Genomic DNA, 15,726 nt, shown 5'->3' with positions numbered 1-15,726 from the left:
GCGGTCGCGGGTTCACCTGGGAAGAAAGGGGACTGATGAGCGGGGAGCCGAGTCTGGGTCTAGAGGTGCACCAGAACAAGTTCCTGGCCGAGCGGGACCGGGCGATGACGGCGATCGTCCGGGTGGTCTCCCGCGGCGGTGAGGCGGCCGTGGCCAGGACGGCCGCCGAAGTCCTGATGATCGACTGCTCCAGTTCGATGCGCTTCCCCAGCACCAAGATCGGCGAGGCACGACGAGCAGCGGTGGCGGCCATCGACGTCTTGCCCGACGGCGTGCGGTTCGCCGTCATCCAGGGCACCGACGGCGCGAAGGTGATCTACCCGGCCGAGGACGGCCTGGTGACCGCGTCCGCGGCGACCCGGGCGGAGGCACGCGCCGCGGTCGAGCATCTGGCGGCCGTCGGCGGCACGGCGATGGGCGCCTGGCTCGCGAAGGCGCGCGACCTTTTCGAAGGCGTACCCGACGCCGTCCGCCACGCGATCCTGCTCACCGACGGCCGCAACGATTCGCAGACCAGGGCCGACCTGATGAGCGTGCTGAACAGCTGCGAGGGCCGGTTCGTCTGCGATGCCAGGGGGATCGGCGACGGCTGGGAACCCGCCGAACTCACCCAGATCGGCCGGGTCCTGCGCGGGAACGTCGACTCCATCGTCGAGGACGACAAGCTCGCGGAGGATTTCCGGCAGCTGGTCGAGAACGCGATGACGAAGGTGCTGCCCGAGGTCCGGCTGCGCGTCGGCACCATGCCGTTCAGCAGGTTGCGGTCGATCAAGCAGGTGTTCCCCGACGAGTACGACCTCACCGACCGGTGCCACGAGGTCGCCGTCCGCGAACTGGAGCTCTCGCTCGGCTCGTTCGCGAGCGACGAGACGCGGGATTACCAGCTGATCCTCGATCTCGATCCGGACCTCGAACCCAGCCACGGGCAGGACCGTCAGCTCGCGTGGACGGAACTCGTCCCCGTTCCCGGCGCCACGATCGCGGAGGACGCGCTGGCCATCGCGGGGCGATGGACCCACGACCCGATCCCGCCGACGCTGATTCACCCGATGGTCTCGAAGTACGCGGCGCAGGCCGATCTCGGCGAGGCGCTGACCGCGGGCGGTGACGCCTACGCGGCGGGTGACCGGGCCGGGGCCGAACGGGAGTGGGGCAGGGCGGTCGCGCTGGCCACCGCCGCGGGCGACGAAGAAACGCTCACCCGTCTCGAGGGGGTCGTGGAGATCGTGGACGCGGAGAAAGGGGTCGTGCGCCTGCGCCCGGATGCGACACGCAGCCACGCGTTGCACGTCGTCATCCCGTCGAGGGTTTCGGAAATCGCCCTTCCGCAGGAAGATCGGCCGATGCCCGACGCGTCACCGGTCGCCTGTGCCGACTGCCCCGCCCTTTCCCCCGCCGGGGCGAACTTCTGCGTCGGCTGCGGAAGACCGTTCGGTGAGGCGGTTTCGTGACGGCGACTCGTGTACGGCTGGTCCGGCTCCGCACCGCCCTGCTGGCGCTCACCCTCGCGGTCCTGGTGGTCTCGCTGTGGGCGTTCCAGAACGTCCAGGACACGGCCGAGACCGTCCGCGACCGGACCGCGCAGGCGGTGCTCGAAGTGACCGCCGCGCGGGCCGCGCTGGTGGCCGCCGACGCCGCAGCGATCACGAGTTTCGCCTCCGGCGAGGCGAGACTCGCCGGCCCGGGGCAGGAGTACTCGAATCAGCTGGCGCTGGCGAGCCAGAGCCTCGCGCGGGTCGCGGAGTTCAACCAGGCGGGTGAGGCGGGCGGTAACGCGCTGCAGGTGGTGGAAGGCCAGGTCGCGGCCTACTCGGGCTCCATCGGGCAGGCCGACGTGCACTTCCGTCAGCCGGACGCCGCCGTGCTGGGCGCCGTCGACCTCTGGCACGCCTCACGGCTCCTGCACGCCGCGGGCGGTGTCCTGGAGGAGCTGGAAGCGTTGCAGGGCAAACAACGCGACGCGCTGAACCGGCAACTGTCGGCCACCGGGATGAGCCCCGCGATGCTTCCGCTCTGGCTGCTGCCGGTGCTGGCCCTCCTGGTGCTGCTGGTCCTCACCCAGCTGTATCTGCGGAAACGGTTCCGCCGCGTGGCGAACGTCCCGTTGCTCGTGGCGACCGCGCTGATCGCCGCGATCGGGGTCGCCCTGGTGTTCACCCTGGTCAGCCGCGACCGGCTGGACTCGGTCGGGGAACGGCTCGACGGCGTCGCCGCCGCGCGGTCCGCGCAGATCAAGGCGGCCGACGACGCCGGCCAGCGACGGCTCGCCGACCTGCTGGCCGACTACTGCGACGAGGAGCAGGGATGCGGAGTGACCGTCGACGAGTTCCGGGCGCGGGCACGGCAGGTCACCACGGTGGCGACGGACAACACCCGGGTGGCCACCGCGGGCGCGAAGGCGGTGGCGGCCGACGCCTCCGCCGCGGCCGAATCCGGCGGGCGGGAGTTCCTGATCCCGGCGGGCACCCTGCTCGCGGGCGCGCTGGTCCTCCTCGGGCTGCACGCCCGGATCGACGAATACCGGTACCGCCCGTGAACCGCCTGCTGGCCGTGCTGATGGCGCTCTCACTGGTCGCGGGCGGCTGTTCGGCGTCGGCTGATGACGGGCCGGTCGTCGTCCTCGCGTCCTGGACAGGGGAGGAGGAGAAGGCGTTCCGGCAGGTGCTGGACGCGTTCAAGGCCGACACCGGGATCGATTACCTCTACGAAGGCACCCGCGCGGTCGACCAGGTGCTCGCTTCGGACGTCCAACGCGGTACACCGCCGGACGTGGCCGTCCTGCCCAACGCCGGGGTGCTGGCGAAGTACCAGAAGTCGGGCGATCTGCTGCCGCTCGACGACGCCCTCTCCGCCGCGGTGACGCGGTCGTTCAGCTCGCAATGGGTCACCCTGCAGCAGATCGGCACCCAGAAGCTGTACGCCGTCGCGGTGAAGGCCGATCTGAAGAGCCTGATCTGGTACAACCCGGCGCGGCTGACCGGGATCCGCCCGACGACGTTCGAGGGGCTTCGCACGTATTCCGCCGGACTGACCGCGGCCGGTGGCACCCCTTGGTGCGTCGGGATGGGCGCCCCGCCCGCCTCGGGCTGGCCGGGAACCGACTGGATCGAGGACATCCTGCTGCACTCGGCGGGACCGGACAAGTACCGGCAATGGGCGTCCGGCGGTTTGCCGTGGACCTCCCCGGAGGTCGAACAGGCGTGGCGCGACTGGGGTTCCGTGCTCGAGCCCGCCGCCATCCGCGGCGGCACCGCGGCCGCGCTGCTGACGGACTTCGGCGACGCGGGCAAGGCGATGTTCACCGAGCCGCCGGGCTGCGCGCTCGAACACCAGGCGTCGTTCATCATGAGCCGCTACCAGAACTTCAAGCGAGCGGACGGGACGTTCCCCAAGCCGGGCACCGATTTCGACTTCCTGTCCTTCCCTGGACGCGACGTCTCAGAGGTCGCCGCCGACCTCGCCGGAATGTTCCAGGACACGCCCCAGGCGCGGAAACTGATCGAATTCCTGGCCTCGGAGAAGGCACAGCGGATCTGGCCGTCGATACCCCGCGCGAACGCGTTCTCCGCCAACCGGGAACTCGGCCTTGACGTCTATCCGGATCAGGTGAGCAGGCGGGTCGCGGACAGGATCACCTCGGCGTCCGCCCTGTGCTTCGACGCCTCGGACCTGATGCCAGCGACGATGACCGGCGCCTTCCACCGCGCCGTCCTGGAGTACCTGAGCAACCGCGACCGGCTGGACATCCTGCTGAAGCAACTCGAAGACGTCCGGAAGAGCATCCAGCCGGGCGAATGGTTGAAGATCCCCTGTGGACAGTGAAGGAGCATCGGTGAACGACCTGGCTCGGTTCCCGCTCGAAGGCGGCGGTTCGGTGGTCGTCGAGATCGACCCAGTCCCCGGCACCTCCCGTGTCTCCCGGCGCGACGACCTGGTCGAGGACGCCAAAGGGTCGTTCGAGGCGGCGCTGGCGAACGTGAAGGAGGCCGCCACGGCGGCACTGGACACCTTCCGGTCGATGACAAGGGGACCGGACGAGGTCGAGCTCAAGTTCGGCGTCAAGCTGACCGCTCAGGCGGGTGCGGTGATCGCGAAAACGGGCCTGGAAGGCAACTTCGAGGTCAAGCTGAAATGGACCCGGGACACCGAGGCCTGAAAGTGTGCTCGTAAGCAAATTGGTCGTGTGGAGGGACGACCGCGCGTGTCGTCCAATCAGTCACGCGAAACCGTCGTATCGGTACAGGGGCCGCCGCGACCCATACGTCATGTTTGGCTTACCGGGACCAGCAGCCCGAGAGCTTGACGATGTGGGAATCGGGACGTTCAGTCTCCCGATTCCTACATCGTCACGACGTCTTGCCGGTCCCGGATCTTGATCAACGGAGGATTGGGGACAGTCAACGTCCCCAATCCTCCGTTGATCAAGCTCATGCCACCCCCGGCACGGCCGAGCCACTCACGACCACCTGTACCGAACGGCCACGCGCCTCTGCCGCCCATTGGTCACCATCCATAATGGACAGACGACCCTAACGCCCGAGGCCCCGGACCAGCACCATCACCGACTCCCGCACGTCCGCCCGCGTCCGCTTCGGCTGGAACACCTGCCAGTCGAGGGCGACCACCAGCATCGTGCCGAACAAGCCCGCCGCGGCCGTCGGGATCTGGACGCCGTCGGGCAGCCGCCCGGCGGCGTCCAGCCGGTGGAGCTGGTCGCGCACGATCGAGATGATCTCCTCGCGCAGCAACGTCAGTGTCTCGTGCCAGGTCCCTGGCGTGCGCCACATCTCGCTCACCAGGATCTGCGAGAAACCGGGGTATTCGGCGATGAACTCCAGCGCACTGTCCACTTGCGACTCGATCACGTCCATCGGGTCGCCGTCGCCGGTGGCCGCGCGCAGCCGGCTCGCGAGCACGCCGACGCCGTAGCGCAGCAGTGCGTCGACGAGACCGTCTTTGCTGCCGAAGTTGTAGTAGACGGTGCCTTTGGCGACCTTCGCCTCGGCCGCGATGTCGTCCACCGTCAGCCCGACGAGGCCGCGGCTGGCGGACAGCCTCAGCGTCGCCTCGAACAACTTCTGCTTCGTCGCCTCACCCCGGGGACTCACAACGCCAGCTCGGGTTTCAGCGCCGACACCGTCCAGGTGCGCCGTTTCCGCGCCGCCAGCGTCGAAACCAGGATCCCGCCGACGAGATACGCGACCAGGACACCGATGTCACCGAGGATCTCCATCGAGGCGCCACTGTAGAGCAGGTGCCGGAACCCGTCGATCGCGTAACCCATCGGCAGCACGATGTGCAACGGGTACAACGCGTCCGGGATCGTCTGCCACGGGAACGTGCCGCCCGCGCTGACCAGTTGCAGCACCAGCAGCACCAGGCCGAGGAACTTTCCGACGGCACCGAAGAAGGCGTTCAGCGCGTGCACCACGGAGGTGAAGGTGAGCGAGACGAGGATGGCGAACCCGATCGCGCCGAGCGGATGTGCCACGTCGATGCCGACCAGCCAGGTCACCGCGCCGAAGAGCACGATCACCTGCGCGATCCCCAGCAGCGCCGAGGACAGCCAGCCGCCGAGCGCGACCTTGAACGGCGACGCGCCGGCGGTCAGCGCGCGGGTCGAGAGCGGGCGCAGCAACAGGAACAGTACGAACGCGCCGATCCAGGTCGCGAGCGAGATGAAGAACGGGGCGAGACCGGCGCCGTAGGTCCCGGCCGAAGCGACGCCGGAGGAGTTGACCGCCACCGGGTCGGCGATGGTGTTGGCCGTCGCCGCGCGGGTGGGGTCGTCGGGGTTCGGGATCTCCTTGAGCCCGGCGGCGAGTCCGTCACGCAGTTGCACGGCGCCGTCGGCGAGCTGGTTCGTGCCGGTGACCGCGGTCTTCTCGCCGTCGTTCAGCTTCGCGGCGCCGTCCCGGATCTGCGTCGAAGCGTCGGCGGCCTGCGCGATGCCGCTGGTGAGCTGCGGCGTGGCGGAGGCCAGCTGGTGTGCGCCGTCGGACACCTGCCGCGCGCCGGAGGCGAGCTGGATGAGCTGGCTGTTCGCGCCCTGGATCTTCGTGTTCGCCTGGTCGACCGGCGAACGGAGGGTGTCGAGGCGGCTGAGGATCTCCTGCACCTTCGTCTCGGGGAGGCCTGCGCCGCGCAGGTCCTGCGCGAGCTGGGTGCGGTAGCCGTCGAGTTTGGCCTGGATGTCCCCGGAGGCCGTTGCCGCGAGCGAGGCCGCGTCGGCGACCTTCTGGTTCCCGTCGGCGACCTGGCCGGCGCCGTCCGCGAGTTTCTTCGTCTGGGCCGGGAGCTCGGCGGTACTGGATTTCAGGGTGCCGAGCCCGGTCGCCAGCTGGGAACTGCCGGAGGCGAGCTGGGAGGCGCCGTCGGCCAGCTGCTGCTGACCCGATTTGAGCTTGCCCGCGCCGTCCGCGAGCTGCGAAGCGCCTGTCGAGGCTTCTTGGATCTTGCCGTAGATCGTGGAGAAACCGACCAGGAACTTGTCCGCCGCCTCGCTGCCGACCTTCTCCGCGATCGTCTTGCGGACCTGCTCGGCCACCTGTTTCGCGATGGTCCCCGACAGGTAGTTGTTGGCGTCGTTGGTGGTCAGCGTGATGGTCGCCTGCTGGGGCTGGAAGTTGCCCGAGGACAGCAAGGCCGCGGAGAAGTCACGCGGGATGCCGATGGCGAACGAGTAGTTGTCGTCGCGGACGCCCTTGGCGGCCTCCTCGGGGGAGACCTCGTGCCACTGGAACGTGCCGGACTTGACGAGCTCGTCGGTCACTTCGCGGCCGACGTTGCGCTCCGCACCGGCGGAGTCCTTCGAACCGGCGTCCGAGGTGAAGACGGCGGCGGGCAGCTTGTCCAGGCGCGAGTACGGGTCGAAGTTCGCGTAGAGGTAGAAGGACGCGTAGAGCAGCGGCACCAGGACGAGCGCGGCCATGGCGAGTTTCGGCAGGGTGCCGCTGCTCAGCCGGCGCAGCTCGTTGGCGGCGATCCGGACGGGGTTCATTCCTGGTCTCCTGAAGTCTTCGCGGTCTCTTCGGTTTCGTCCGGCTCGGCCTCCGCCTCGGCGGGCGCGCAGCGCACGGGGTCGGGCTGCTCGAGAGCGCCGCAGCGTGCGGGCTTCTCCGGCAGGGCCGAAACCGGGGTGGTGGCGGTCAGCACGATCACGGCGAGGCCGCGCTCGGCGTGCTCGCGGGCGAGCTTCGCCCAGCTGTCGACGTCGCTGGTGTGCCTGTCCGGGGTGTCGAGCACCAGTACGCCGACGCCCTCGCGGCCGGCGGCCAGCGCGGTGAGCAGCCGGGTGCGCATCACCGCTTCGAGGTTCTCGAACCGGGTGGTGGCGAAGGCGGCGGCGTCGTGCTCGGCCAGCCAGCTCGCGACGGCGGCCTTGTTCGCCGGGCGCTTCGCGAGTTCGAGTTCCTCGCCGACGACGATCTGCAGCGACAACGCGCCGTCCGGGTCGCTCACGCCGGGGGAGTCGACGATCACGACGACCTTCCGCGGGTCGCCGCCCTCGACGGTCACCGTTCCGGTGGCGGGCTTCAGTCTGCCCGCGAGCGCCAGCCCGAAGGCGGTGACGCCGACCCCTGGCTCGCCGTGCACGATCGCCAGCTCACCGCCCGAAACCGTGAGCGAAGTAGGCGACAGCAACGTGCCGTGGGGTCCGGTCACGGACACCCTGTCGGCTTGAACCCGCACGAAGAACTCCCAGGTCGGTGACTCGCGGAACTTAAACTGACTGGTCAGTTCAAAAGTTAGCCCTGACCTGGGAGGGATACAACCGTGGGGGGCCCATGTCACACGCAAGAGTGACGAAACCTCCGCAAACCGGACGACTCGCGCAGCCTTTCGGCTAACCCTGCTTTTCGATCAGCGCAGCGCCGAAGCCGGGTGGACCTCCCAGGACGTCCAAAGTGGACGATAACCCTGCCGGTGCCAGAACACCGAAGAGAGCGGGTTGGTCGGGTTGTAGTAGAGGTACGTGCCGTCCGCGCCGTCGCCTGCGAACTCCCCGTGCACCACGGACATCAGGGCACGGCCGAGCCCGCTCCCGCGTAGGCCCGCCACGGTGACGACGTTGTTCACGTATCCCCAGCGGCCGTGGGGGAGCAGTTCGGCCTCGGCCGACCCCGGTGACGAAATCACCCAGGCGGCGTGCGCGAACGCGGCGACCGTGCCGTCCCGTTCGGCCAGCCACAGCAGCGGGGCGTCCTTGTCGAGCGCGCGTTCCAGTGCGGGGGCGAGCAGCTCGGCGGCGTTCGAGCGGTGCCGGGTGGCGACCTGCCCGATGTAGTCGTGGGTCGACACGGCCATCGCGAGCACGTCGTCGAAGTCTTCGTACCGGGCCCGGCGGACGGTCACCCCGTCGACGGCCGGGTCTTCGCGGCGGTGGCCGGTGCGCACGGCGAGCGCGGACATCGGCACCAGGCCGTGGTCGAGGAAGGCCCGGATCGCCTCGGCGTCCCGGCTCGGCCAGTTGACCACGCACGACGAATCCTCGCCGGGGGATTCGGCGTCCATCCACGTCCGCCACGCGCGCAACAGCACGTCCATGCCCTCGGTGCCGGCGCCGCCGATGAACGGGAACAGCTGCCGCACGTCGGCGGCCGACCAGAGCAGGGGGACGTCGTCCGGACCGTGCAACTGCCGCTGCACCACGCCGGTGACCTGGACGCCCGACGCCGTGGCGGCGTCCACGCGCTCGCCGACGACCGGGGGCGGAGCCGCTTCGGGCAGGAGCCCGTCGATCGCCGCGAACCGGGTGCGGTGCGCGTCGAGCAACTTCTTCTCGATTTCCATCCCGTCCCCAGGGTCGACCGCGCCGGGCACCGCTACCGCAGGGCCGCCGCGGGGCCCGCCGCCCACGTCGTCCACAGTGGACGATAACCCTGCCGGTGCCAGAACACGGGGGAAAGCGGATTGGCCGGATTGTACGAGACGAAGGTACCGCGCAGCGACGGCGAGAACAGCTCGTCGTGCGCGACGGCGGTCAGCGCGCGCCCGATGCCGCGGCCCCGCGCGGCGCCGGTGACCGCGAGCGTCCCGACATAGCCCCACTCGCCCGGCGGTAGCCGCCCGGCGAGCGCGTCACCGGGGATCGGGGAGCGCTTTCCGCTGGTCACCATCCCCACCGTGACCCCTTCCTCCTCGGCGATCCAGACGCGGCCGCCGAACTGCAGGCCGCGCCGGACCTCCTCCGCGAGCAGGGCCTTGGCCCCTGGCCGGACGACACCGTGGCCGACGAACGAGGTGTAGCGAAGTTCTTCGAACCGGAGCTCGACGATCTCCTCCAGGTCGCCGCCCGAGGACTCCCGGACGGTCACGCCGGGCACGGTATGCGCGTCGCCCTTGGCGGGCGCGCGGACGGCCAGTGCCAGCTGCGGCGCGAGCCCGTGGTCGAGAAAAGCACGCATGACGGCGACGTCCCGGCTGGGCCAGGTGACCGTGCACGCCGAATCGGGTTCGGCGTCGGCGAGCGCGATCCGGTCACGCCAGGCGGACAGCAGTGCGCTCATTCCCGCGCCGGCGTCGGCGGGGAGGACCGCCGACAGGATCTGGAGATGCGCCGGACCCCAGAGCCGCTGCCAGGAACCCGCGGCGAACCGTACGTGCGCGATCGTCCCGATGGCACCACCGGCCTCCAGGGGTTCGCCGGGCGGGAGCGGGGGCGGGGGCGGAAGCAGCGGGTCGAGCGCGGCGAACCGCGCCCGTTGCCGCTCCGCCGCCGACTTCATCCCCGCTGGGTGCAGAAGATCGCGGTGCCGGGGAAGAGCTTGCCGCGCAACGGGCTCCACTGTCCCCACGTGCGGGAGTGCCCCTCCGGCCAGGCGGGCTCGATGAGGTCCGTCAGCGCGAAACCGGCGTCGGCGAGCGCGCGGACGTAGTCGCCGATGGTGCGGTGGTACTCGACGTAGGTCGCGACGCCCTCTTCGTCGACCTCGACGTACGGCGTGCGGTCGAAATACGGCTGCGTGACCGTGAGGCCCTGCGGTCCGGGGTCGTCGGGGAAGATCCAGCGCATCGGATGGGTCACCGAGAACACCCAGCGGGTACCCGGCCGGAGCACCCGGTGGACTTCGGCGAACACGACGTCCACCGACGCCACGAACGGGACCGCGCCGAAGGCCGAGCAGGCCGCGTCGAAGCTCGCGTCGGCGAACGGGAGCGACTCCGCCGTCGCCTGCACGAGCGGCACGGGGGTGCCGGTGCGCTCGTTGCCCTCCCTCGCGTGCCGCAGCATGCCCGCCGACAGATCGGTCGCGACCGCCTCGGCGCCCTGCGCGGCGAGCCAGCGCGAACACGCCGCCTGCCCGCAGCCGATCTCGAGGATCCGCTTGCCGCCGACTTCACCCAGAAGTGCCACGTCGGCCTCGCGGACGCCCTCCGGGCACCAGACGAAGTCCGCGTCGCCGAGGAAGCCGCCGTGGGTCGCCTGGTAGTCGTCGGCGTCGGCGTCCCACCACGCCAGGTTCGCGGCCGTCGCCTCGGGAGCGGAAACCGCCCGGTAGGCGACCCCCGCGGTGCCGAGCCGCTCCTCGGCCTCTGCGTGCCGTTCGGGCTCGGTGGCGGACTGCTGGCTCAAACCGATATCCTTTCCCCAGGTCAGGGCTTCGCGGGACAGTTTATCCGCCCGCCGTGATCGTGGGGGCGACCCTGATTGTGCCGTGTACAGGGGGCCGCGTAGGATACCTGTTAGCGCAGTGGGTTCGCGCTACTCTTTCCCCCGGTTCGCTCAGCGTCCGGGTCAGGGGGTCGCGCACCGGATGCGGTGATGCTCGCGGTCGTTCCCTGTGGACGTTTGCTTGTGTGGTCACCTCATGCCGGAGAGCCCATGGTGCACTAACCGCAAACCCACTACTTCCCATCCACCGGAGCAACCCGCCTAATGACGACCGACACCGCCACCGCCCCGACCGCCCCCATTGGGGCCCCGCAGGTCGCAATCAACGACATCGGGTCGGAGGAAGATTTCCTCGCAGCGATCGACAAGACGATCAAGTACTTCAACGATGGCGACATCGTCGAAGGAACCATCGTCAAGGTTGACCGTGACGAGGTCCTGCTCGACATCGGCTACAAGACCGAGGGTGTCATCCCCTCGCGCGAGCTCTCCATCAAGCACGATGTCGACCCGGCTGAGGTTGTCACCGTCGGCGATGAGGTCGAAGCCCTTGTCCTCCAGAAGGAGGACAAGGAAGGCCGTCTGATCCTGTCCAAGAAGCGTGCGCAGTACGAGCGCGCCTGGGGCACGATCGAGGAGCTCAAGGAGAAGGACGAGCCCGTCAAGGGCACCGTCATCGAGGTCGTCAAGGGCGGCCTCATCCTGGACATCGGCCTGCGCGGCTTCCTGCCCGCGTCGCTGGTCGAAATGCGCCGTGTGCGCGACCTGCAGCCGTACGTCGGCCGCGAGCTCGAGGCGAAGATCATCGAGCTGGACAAGAACCGCAACAACGTGGTCCTGTCCCGCCGCGCCTACCTGGAGCAGACCCAGTCCGAGGTGCGCAGCGAGTTCCTCAACGCGCTCGCCAAGGGCCAGGTCCGCAAGGGTGTCGTGTCGTCCATCGTCAACTTCGGTGCCTTCGTGGACCTGGGTGGCGTCGACGGCCTGGTGCACGTCTCCGAGCTGTCCTGGAAGCACATCGACCACCCGTCCGAGGTCGTCGAGGTCGGCCAGGAGGTCACGGTCGAGGTTCTGGACGTCGACATGGACCGCGAGCGCGTCTCGCTGTCGCTGAAGGCGACCCAGGAAGACCCGTGGCGCCAGTTCGCCCGCACCCACGCGATCGGCCAGATCGTGCCGGGCAAGGTCACCAAGCTCGTTCCGTTCGGTGCGTTCGTGCGCGTCGAAGAGGGCATCGAGGGCCTGGTGCACATCTCCGAGCTGGCCGAGCGCCACGTGGAGATCCCGGAGCAGGTCGTCCAGGTCAACGGCGACGTGATGGTCAAGGTCATCGACATCGACCTCGAGCGTCGTCGCATCTCGCTGTCGCTGAAGCAGGCGAACGAGGGCGTCACGCCGGAGACCGAATTCGACCCCACTCAGTACGGCATGGCCGCCGAGTACGACGCCGAGGGCAACTACATCTACCCCGAAGGCTTCGACCCGGACACCCAGGAGTGGCAAGAAGGCTTCGACAAGCAGCGTGAGGAGTGGGAGCGTCAGTACGCCGAGGCTCACACCCGCTACGAGGCTCACATGAAGCAGGTCGTCAAGGCCGCCGAGGCCGACGCCGAGGCCGCTGCGGATGCCGCGACCGGTGTCACCTCTTCCTCGAGCGACTCGGGCGAGCAGAGCTACACCTCCGCTCCGGCCGAGGCCAAGAGCGGTGGCACGCTCGCCAGCGACGAGCAGCTCGCGGCTCTCCGCGAGAAGCTCTCGGGCGGCGCTGCCTGATCCAGGCGCTCAGCCAGTAGCTGACAGACAGCGGCCCCGGTCCTCCACGGACCGGGGCCGCTGTCTTACGCAATTCGGCACCTGGTTGCGATCCTTGCGCGCGCAAGGATCGCAACCAGGTGCCGAATTGCGGAAAAGATCAGCGCAAGTAGGTGACTGGTTGCGCGAGGGAAATCAGGAGGTGGCGGGCCGGACGGCCGGCACCCAGATGCGGTCGAGCGCGGCGGCGCGAGCCCTGCGACGGAGTCCGGCGAAGCTGTGCTTGGCAGGAACGAGGAGCGCGCTCAGCCACGTGCGCCGATATTCGGCGAGGGCCTCGGCAACGGGACGATGGAGGACACAGTGCACCAGCCCAGGCGTTCCGAGCCGGTGCCGCCCGACGTGCTTGCCGTCTGCCATCTTTCCTCCGTGTGGGCTACCTTCGCCGCGCACGGTACGCAATCAGGCTCCCGAAGCGGCGTAACCGCCCGGCGTGTCACCCATAAAGGTCGTGTAACGCGTCACTATGAACTTGCGTTTTGCATCCGGCTGTGCGCGGTGTGGCCGTTCCGTGACCCTGAGCGGTCGGTCCCGACCGCGCCACTAGGCTGACCGGCATGCTGCGTGTGGGCCTGACCGGCGGGATCGGCGCCGGAAAATCGACGGTGGCGAACCGGCTTTCCGAGCACGGCGCCGTCCTCATCGATTCCGACAAGATCGCCAGGGAAGTGGTCGAGCCGGGGACGCCGGGGCTGGCCGAGCTCGTCGAGGCGTTCGGGGAGGACATCCTCGCCTCCGACGGTTCGCTGGATCGGGCAGCGCTCGCCGCCAAGGCGTTCGCCGACGAGGAGTCCCGCAAGCGGCTGAACTCGATCGTCCATCCGAGGGTCGGCGCCAGGACCGCGGAGTTGATGGCGGCCGCGGCGCCGGACGCGATCATCGTCCACGACATCCCGCTGCTGGTCGAAGGCGGGCTCGCGCCGATGTACCACCTCGTCGTCATGGTCGACGCGCCGGAGGAGGTCCGCGTCCGCCGTCTGGTCGAGGCGCGGGGAATGGCCGAGACCGACGCGCGTGCCCGGATCAAGGCGCAGGCGACGACCGATCAGCGCCGGGCCGTGGCCGACGTCTGGTTCGACAACAGCGGAGCGCCCGACATCGTGCTCGCCGACGTCGACGCGTTGTGGGCGGACAGGCTGACCCCGTTCGAGGCGAACGTGCGGCTCCGCAAGCCGCGTGCGCCGATGTCGCCGAAGATCGCGCCGTACGACGAGACCTGGCCGGTGCAGGCCGAGCGGGCGCTCGCGCGAATCCGCGTGGTGACGGGTGACGACGCCGTGCGGGTCGATCACATCGGTTCGACCTCCGTGCCGGGGCTGCCCGCCAAGGACATCCTCGACCTCCAGCTGACGGTGTCCACTTTGGACAAGGCCGACGAGCTGGCCGAACGGCTGTCCGACGCCGGGTTCCCGCGTGCGGAAGGCGAATGGTTCGACGACGCGCACGGCGAAGAGGGGACTTGGCCGAAGCGGTTCCACTTCGGCGGCGATCCGCGCCGCCCGGTCAACCTGCACGTCCGCTCCCAGGAGACACCGGCTTGGCGGCTCGCGCTGCTGTTCCCGGAATGGCTGCGGCGGAACCCGGACGAGCGCGATGCCTACGCCGCGGTCAAGAACGCCATGGCCGCGAAGCACGCCGGCGACGGCACTGTCGAGCAATACACCGACGAGAAGCAGTTCTGGGTCGACGCGGCCTTCACTCGGGCCGACGCCTGGGCCGAGTCGACCGGCTGGACCCCGTAAAGCCTGGTCAGACCCGGAATTCCCGCAGGCCCGGCCACGCCGTCGCCCAGGCTTCGGTGTGACCGGTGACCAGCCAGATCGGCATCCCGCGGCTCACGTTGCGGACGCCGGCCGCGTTGTCCACACGGGCGACGATGCGGGCGTCGGTGAACGAACGCAGCAGCCGCGCCGGATCGGGCCCGACGAACAGGACGCTGTCCGCGGTCTCCGGCGGGTGCCCGAAGTACCAGAAACCCCGGCTGGGGCTGTACACGGTGGGCAGCCCGTAGTCGGCGCCGTATCTATCCAGCGCGCCGGCCTGCCAGTACCCGGCCGTGACGAGTGTGGTGCGCTCCCGCTGTTCCGGCGGGAGCCGGTGATAGGCGTCCGCGACCGAACGGGCGAGATCCGGCCAGCCGATCTCCTCCAGCGCGTACGCCGGGCGCGGTACGTCCCGGCCTTCCGCGAGCCAGGCGGCGGGCCACACCGGCAACGCGTAGGGGAGGGTGTACAGCGCGGAAAGCAGGAACACCGGCCAGGTCGGGACCCAGCGGAACCATCGGGACGGCTTCAACTGTCCGAAATGGACGGCCGCACCCGCCCAGAGGACGCCGAACATGCCCGCCGCGTAGTAGTACCGGCCGTTGGACAGGATGAAGAGCGCGATCACGCCGACGGCGGTCCAGCCGAGGAACCGGAACTCGCGCATCCTCGCCGAGAACAGCAGGACCCAAAGTCCATAAAGGACGCCGACGACACCGATGCCGAGCCCGGCGCCGGTCAGCAGGGCGGGCAGGAAGCCGGCGCGGCCGCTCCAGCCGCCGGTGGTCTCGTGGGCGATGACGTCGCCCATCTCCAGTTGCGGCCAGTCGTTCGCGGCCTGCCACCAGAGGGTGGGCACGAGGGAGAGCGCGGCGATACCCGCCCCGATCCAGAGTTTGGGCCTGCGCAAGAGATCCCGCGGTCCGAAGACCAGGATCGCGATCCCGGCGGCGACCCAGAATGTCGCGACGAGGAGCTTGACGTTGAGCGCGACGGCGGTCGCCACGCCCAGCCACAGCAACAAATTGTCGTCGCGCGTCCGCATCCACCGCACGAGCAGCCACACGATGAGCGCCCACAGGGCCGGGTCGATCGTCGAGGTGGCCAGGTAGTGCCCGCTGCCGAGGAACTGTCCGCAGATCGCGTACGCGGCGGCGGCGCGGGTCTGAGCCCGGCGGTCCCCGCCCATCTCGTAGGCGATGAGCCCGGTGAACACCACACCGGCGGCTGTCGCGAGGACGGCGGGGAGCCGGAAGACGAAGACGTTGCCCGGTGCGAGCGAATCCATCGCCAGCGCCAGGAACGGGAGCACCGGCGGCTGGTCGGCGTATCCCCAGGCCAGCCTCTTGCCGGCGGAGAGGAAGTACAGTTCGTCGCCGAAGTAGCCGTACCGCCACGCCGTCGCCAGCAGGGCCGCCGCGGCCGCGGCGGCGAGCAACGCCACCGGGAGCCGGGCGAACGCCGCGCCGGACACGGTCGGTGTTTCGGCCGCGTGGGCGGCTTCCATCCATTCCTCGCAGATCCCTCGGGTGCCGG

At 69.7% G+C, this 15,726-nt stretch carries 14 protein-coding genes; 6 read left to right on the top strand and 8 right to left on the bottom strand.

Annotation, left to right across the window (positions count from 1 at the left end; all coding sequences use genetic code 11):
- The first annotated feature begins 35 nt into the window (after positions 1-35).
- From DL991_RS09840 to DL991_RS09825, 4 genes are read left to right on the top strand one after another with little or no spacing between them, the layout of a single operon-like run.
- Positions 36-1,451 carry a VWA domain-containing protein gene (locus DL991_RS09840; RefSeq protein WP_125783220.1) on the top strand — a complete coding sequence of 472 codons (1,416 nt, stop codon included), beginning with the start codon at positions 36-38 and terminating at the stop codon, positions 1,449-1,451.
- On the top strand, positions 1,448-2,536 hold the full coding sequence (locus DL991_RS09835) for a hypothetical protein (RefSeq protein ID WP_125783218.1): 1,089 nt from the start codon (positions 1,448-1,450) through the stop codon (positions 2,534-2,536). The genes DL991_RS09840 and DL991_RS09835 overlap by 4 nt, the downstream gene beginning before the upstream one ends.
- Complete coding sequence (locus tag DL991_RS09830; protein ID WP_125783216.1) at positions 2,533-3,822, top strand: ABC transporter substrate-binding protein; 1,290 nt, start codon at positions 2,533-2,535, stop codon at positions 3,820-3,822. Before DL991_RS09835 ends, DL991_RS09830 begins: the two co-directional genes overlap by 4 nt.
- A gap of 10 nt (positions 3,823-3,832) precedes the next feature.
- Entirely contained in the window at positions 3,833-4,156 is a 324-nt protein-coding gene (locus DL991_RS09825) for a CU044_2847 family protein (RefSeq protein WP_125783214.1), read from the top strand.
- Positions 4,157-4,529: 373 nt separating this feature from the next.
- Here DL991_RS09825 and DL991_RS09820 read toward each other — a convergent pair whose 3' ends face one another.
- From DL991_RS09820 to DL991_RS09795, 6 genes are all read right to left on the bottom strand, one after another.
- A complete protein-coding gene (locus DL991_RS09820; RefSeq protein ID WP_125783211.1) occupies positions 4,530-5,108 on the bottom strand; it encodes a TetR/AcrR family transcriptional regulator in 579 nt (192 codons plus the stop codon).
- Entirely contained in the window at positions 5,105-7,000 is a 1,896-nt protein-coding gene (locus tag DL991_RS09815) for a YhgE/Pip domain-containing protein (protein WP_125783209.1), read from the bottom strand. The genes DL991_RS09820 and DL991_RS09815 overlap by 4 nt, the downstream gene beginning before the upstream one ends.
- Positions 6,997-7,692 carry an ABC transporter ATP-binding protein gene (locus DL991_RS09810; RefSeq protein WP_125783207.1) on the bottom strand — a complete coding sequence of 232 codons (696 nt, stop codon included), beginning with the start codon at positions 7,690-7,692 and terminating at the stop codon, positions 6,997-6,999. The genes DL991_RS09815 and DL991_RS09810 overlap by 4 nt, the downstream gene beginning before the upstream one ends.
- A 171-nt stretch (positions 7,693-7,863) precedes the next feature.
- Entirely contained in the window at positions 7,864-8,793 is a 930-nt protein-coding gene (locus tag DL991_RS09805) for a GNAT family N-acetyltransferase (protein ID WP_125783264.1), read from the bottom strand.
- Positions 8,794-8,825: 32 nt separating this feature from the next.
- On the bottom strand, positions 8,826-9,728 hold the full coding sequence (locus tag DL991_RS09800; RefSeq protein WP_125783205.1) for a GNAT family N-acetyltransferase: 903 nt from the start codon (positions 9,726-9,728) through the stop codon (positions 8,826-8,828).
- Positions 9,725-10,576 carry a class I SAM-dependent methyltransferase gene (locus DL991_RS09795; protein ID WP_125783203.1) on the bottom strand — a complete coding sequence of 284 codons (852 nt, stop codon included), beginning with the start codon at positions 10,574-10,576 and terminating at the stop codon, positions 9,725-9,727. The genes DL991_RS09800 and DL991_RS09795 overlap by 4 nt, the downstream gene beginning before the upstream one ends.
- 303 nt (positions 10,577-10,879) lie before the next feature.
- Here DL991_RS09795 and rpsA point away from each other — a divergent pair, with 303 nt between their 5' ends.
- Complete coding sequence (gene rpsA, locus DL991_RS09790) at positions 10,880-12,388, top strand: 30S ribosomal protein S1 (RefSeq protein WP_125783201.1); 1,509 nt, start codon at positions 10,880-10,882, stop codon at positions 12,386-12,388.
- 174 nt (positions 12,389-12,562) lie between these two features.
- On the opposite strand, the gene DL991_RS09785 is transcribed toward rpsA, so the two are convergent.
- Positions 12,563-12,787 (bottom strand): hypothetical protein, encoded by a 225-nt coding sequence (locus DL991_RS09785; protein WP_125783199.1) that lies wholly within the window; start codon positions 12,785-12,787, stop codon positions 12,563-12,565.
- 197 nt (positions 12,788-12,984) lie between these two features.
- Between DL991_RS09785 and coaE the strand changes: the two genes are divergently transcribed.
- Positions 12,985-14,169 carry a dephospho-CoA kinase gene (gene coaE / locus DL991_RS09780; RefSeq protein ID WP_125783197.1) on the top strand — a complete coding sequence of 395 codons (1,185 nt, stop codon included), beginning with the start codon at positions 12,985-12,987 and terminating at the stop codon, positions 14,167-14,169.
- 7 nt (positions 14,170-14,176) lie between these two features.
- On the opposite strand, the gene DL991_RS09775 is transcribed toward coaE, so the two are convergent.
- A complete protein-coding gene (locus DL991_RS09775) occupies positions 14,177-15,697 on the bottom strand; it encodes a glycosyltransferase family 39 protein (protein WP_125783195.1) in 1,521 nt (506 codons plus the stop codon).
- Positions 15,698-15,726 lie beyond the last annotated feature (29 nt).

Origin of the sequence: Amycolatopsis sp. WAC 01375, from assembly GCF_003947325.1 — a bacterium.
Lineage (GTDB): Bacteria > Actinomycetota > Actinomycetes > Mycobacteriales > Pseudonocardiaceae > Amycolatopsis.
This window is presented reverse-complemented; position numbering and strand designations above follow the sequence as displayed.

Bases quoted from the DNA above. Each gene is read 5' to 3' on its own strand.
- DL991_RS09840 (WP_125783220.1), top strand. From the start codon at position 36: ATGAGCGGGGAGCCGAGTCTGGGTCTAGAGGTGCACCAGAACAAGTTC.
- DL991_RS09815 (WP_125783209.1), bottom strand. From the start codon at position 7,000: ATGAACCCCGTCCGGATCGCCGCCAACGAGCTGCGCCGGCTGAGCAGC.
- DL991_RS09805 (WP_125783264.1), bottom strand. From the start codon at position 8,793: ATGGAAATCGAGAAGAAGTTGCTCGACGCGCACCGCACCCGGTTCGCG.
- DL991_RS09800 (WP_125783205.1), bottom strand. From the start codon at position 9,728: ATGAAGTCGGCGGCGGAGCGGCAACGGGCGCGGTTCGCCGCGCTCGAC.
- rpsA (WP_125783201.1), top strand. From the start codon at position 10,880: ATGACGACCGACACCGCCACCGCCCCGACCGCCCCCATTGGGGCCCCG.
- DL991_RS09785 (WP_125783199.1), bottom strand. From the start codon at position 12,787: ATGGCAGACGGCAAGCACGTCGGGCGGCACCGGCTCGGAACGCCTGGG.
- coaE (WP_125783197.1), top strand. From the start codon at position 12,985: ATGCTGCGTGTGGGCCTGACCGGCGGGATCGGCGCCGGAAAATCGACG.
- DL991_RS09775 (WP_125783195.1), bottom strand. From the start codon at position 15,697: ATGGAAGCCGCCCACGCGGCCGAAACACCGACCGTGTCCGGCGCGGCG.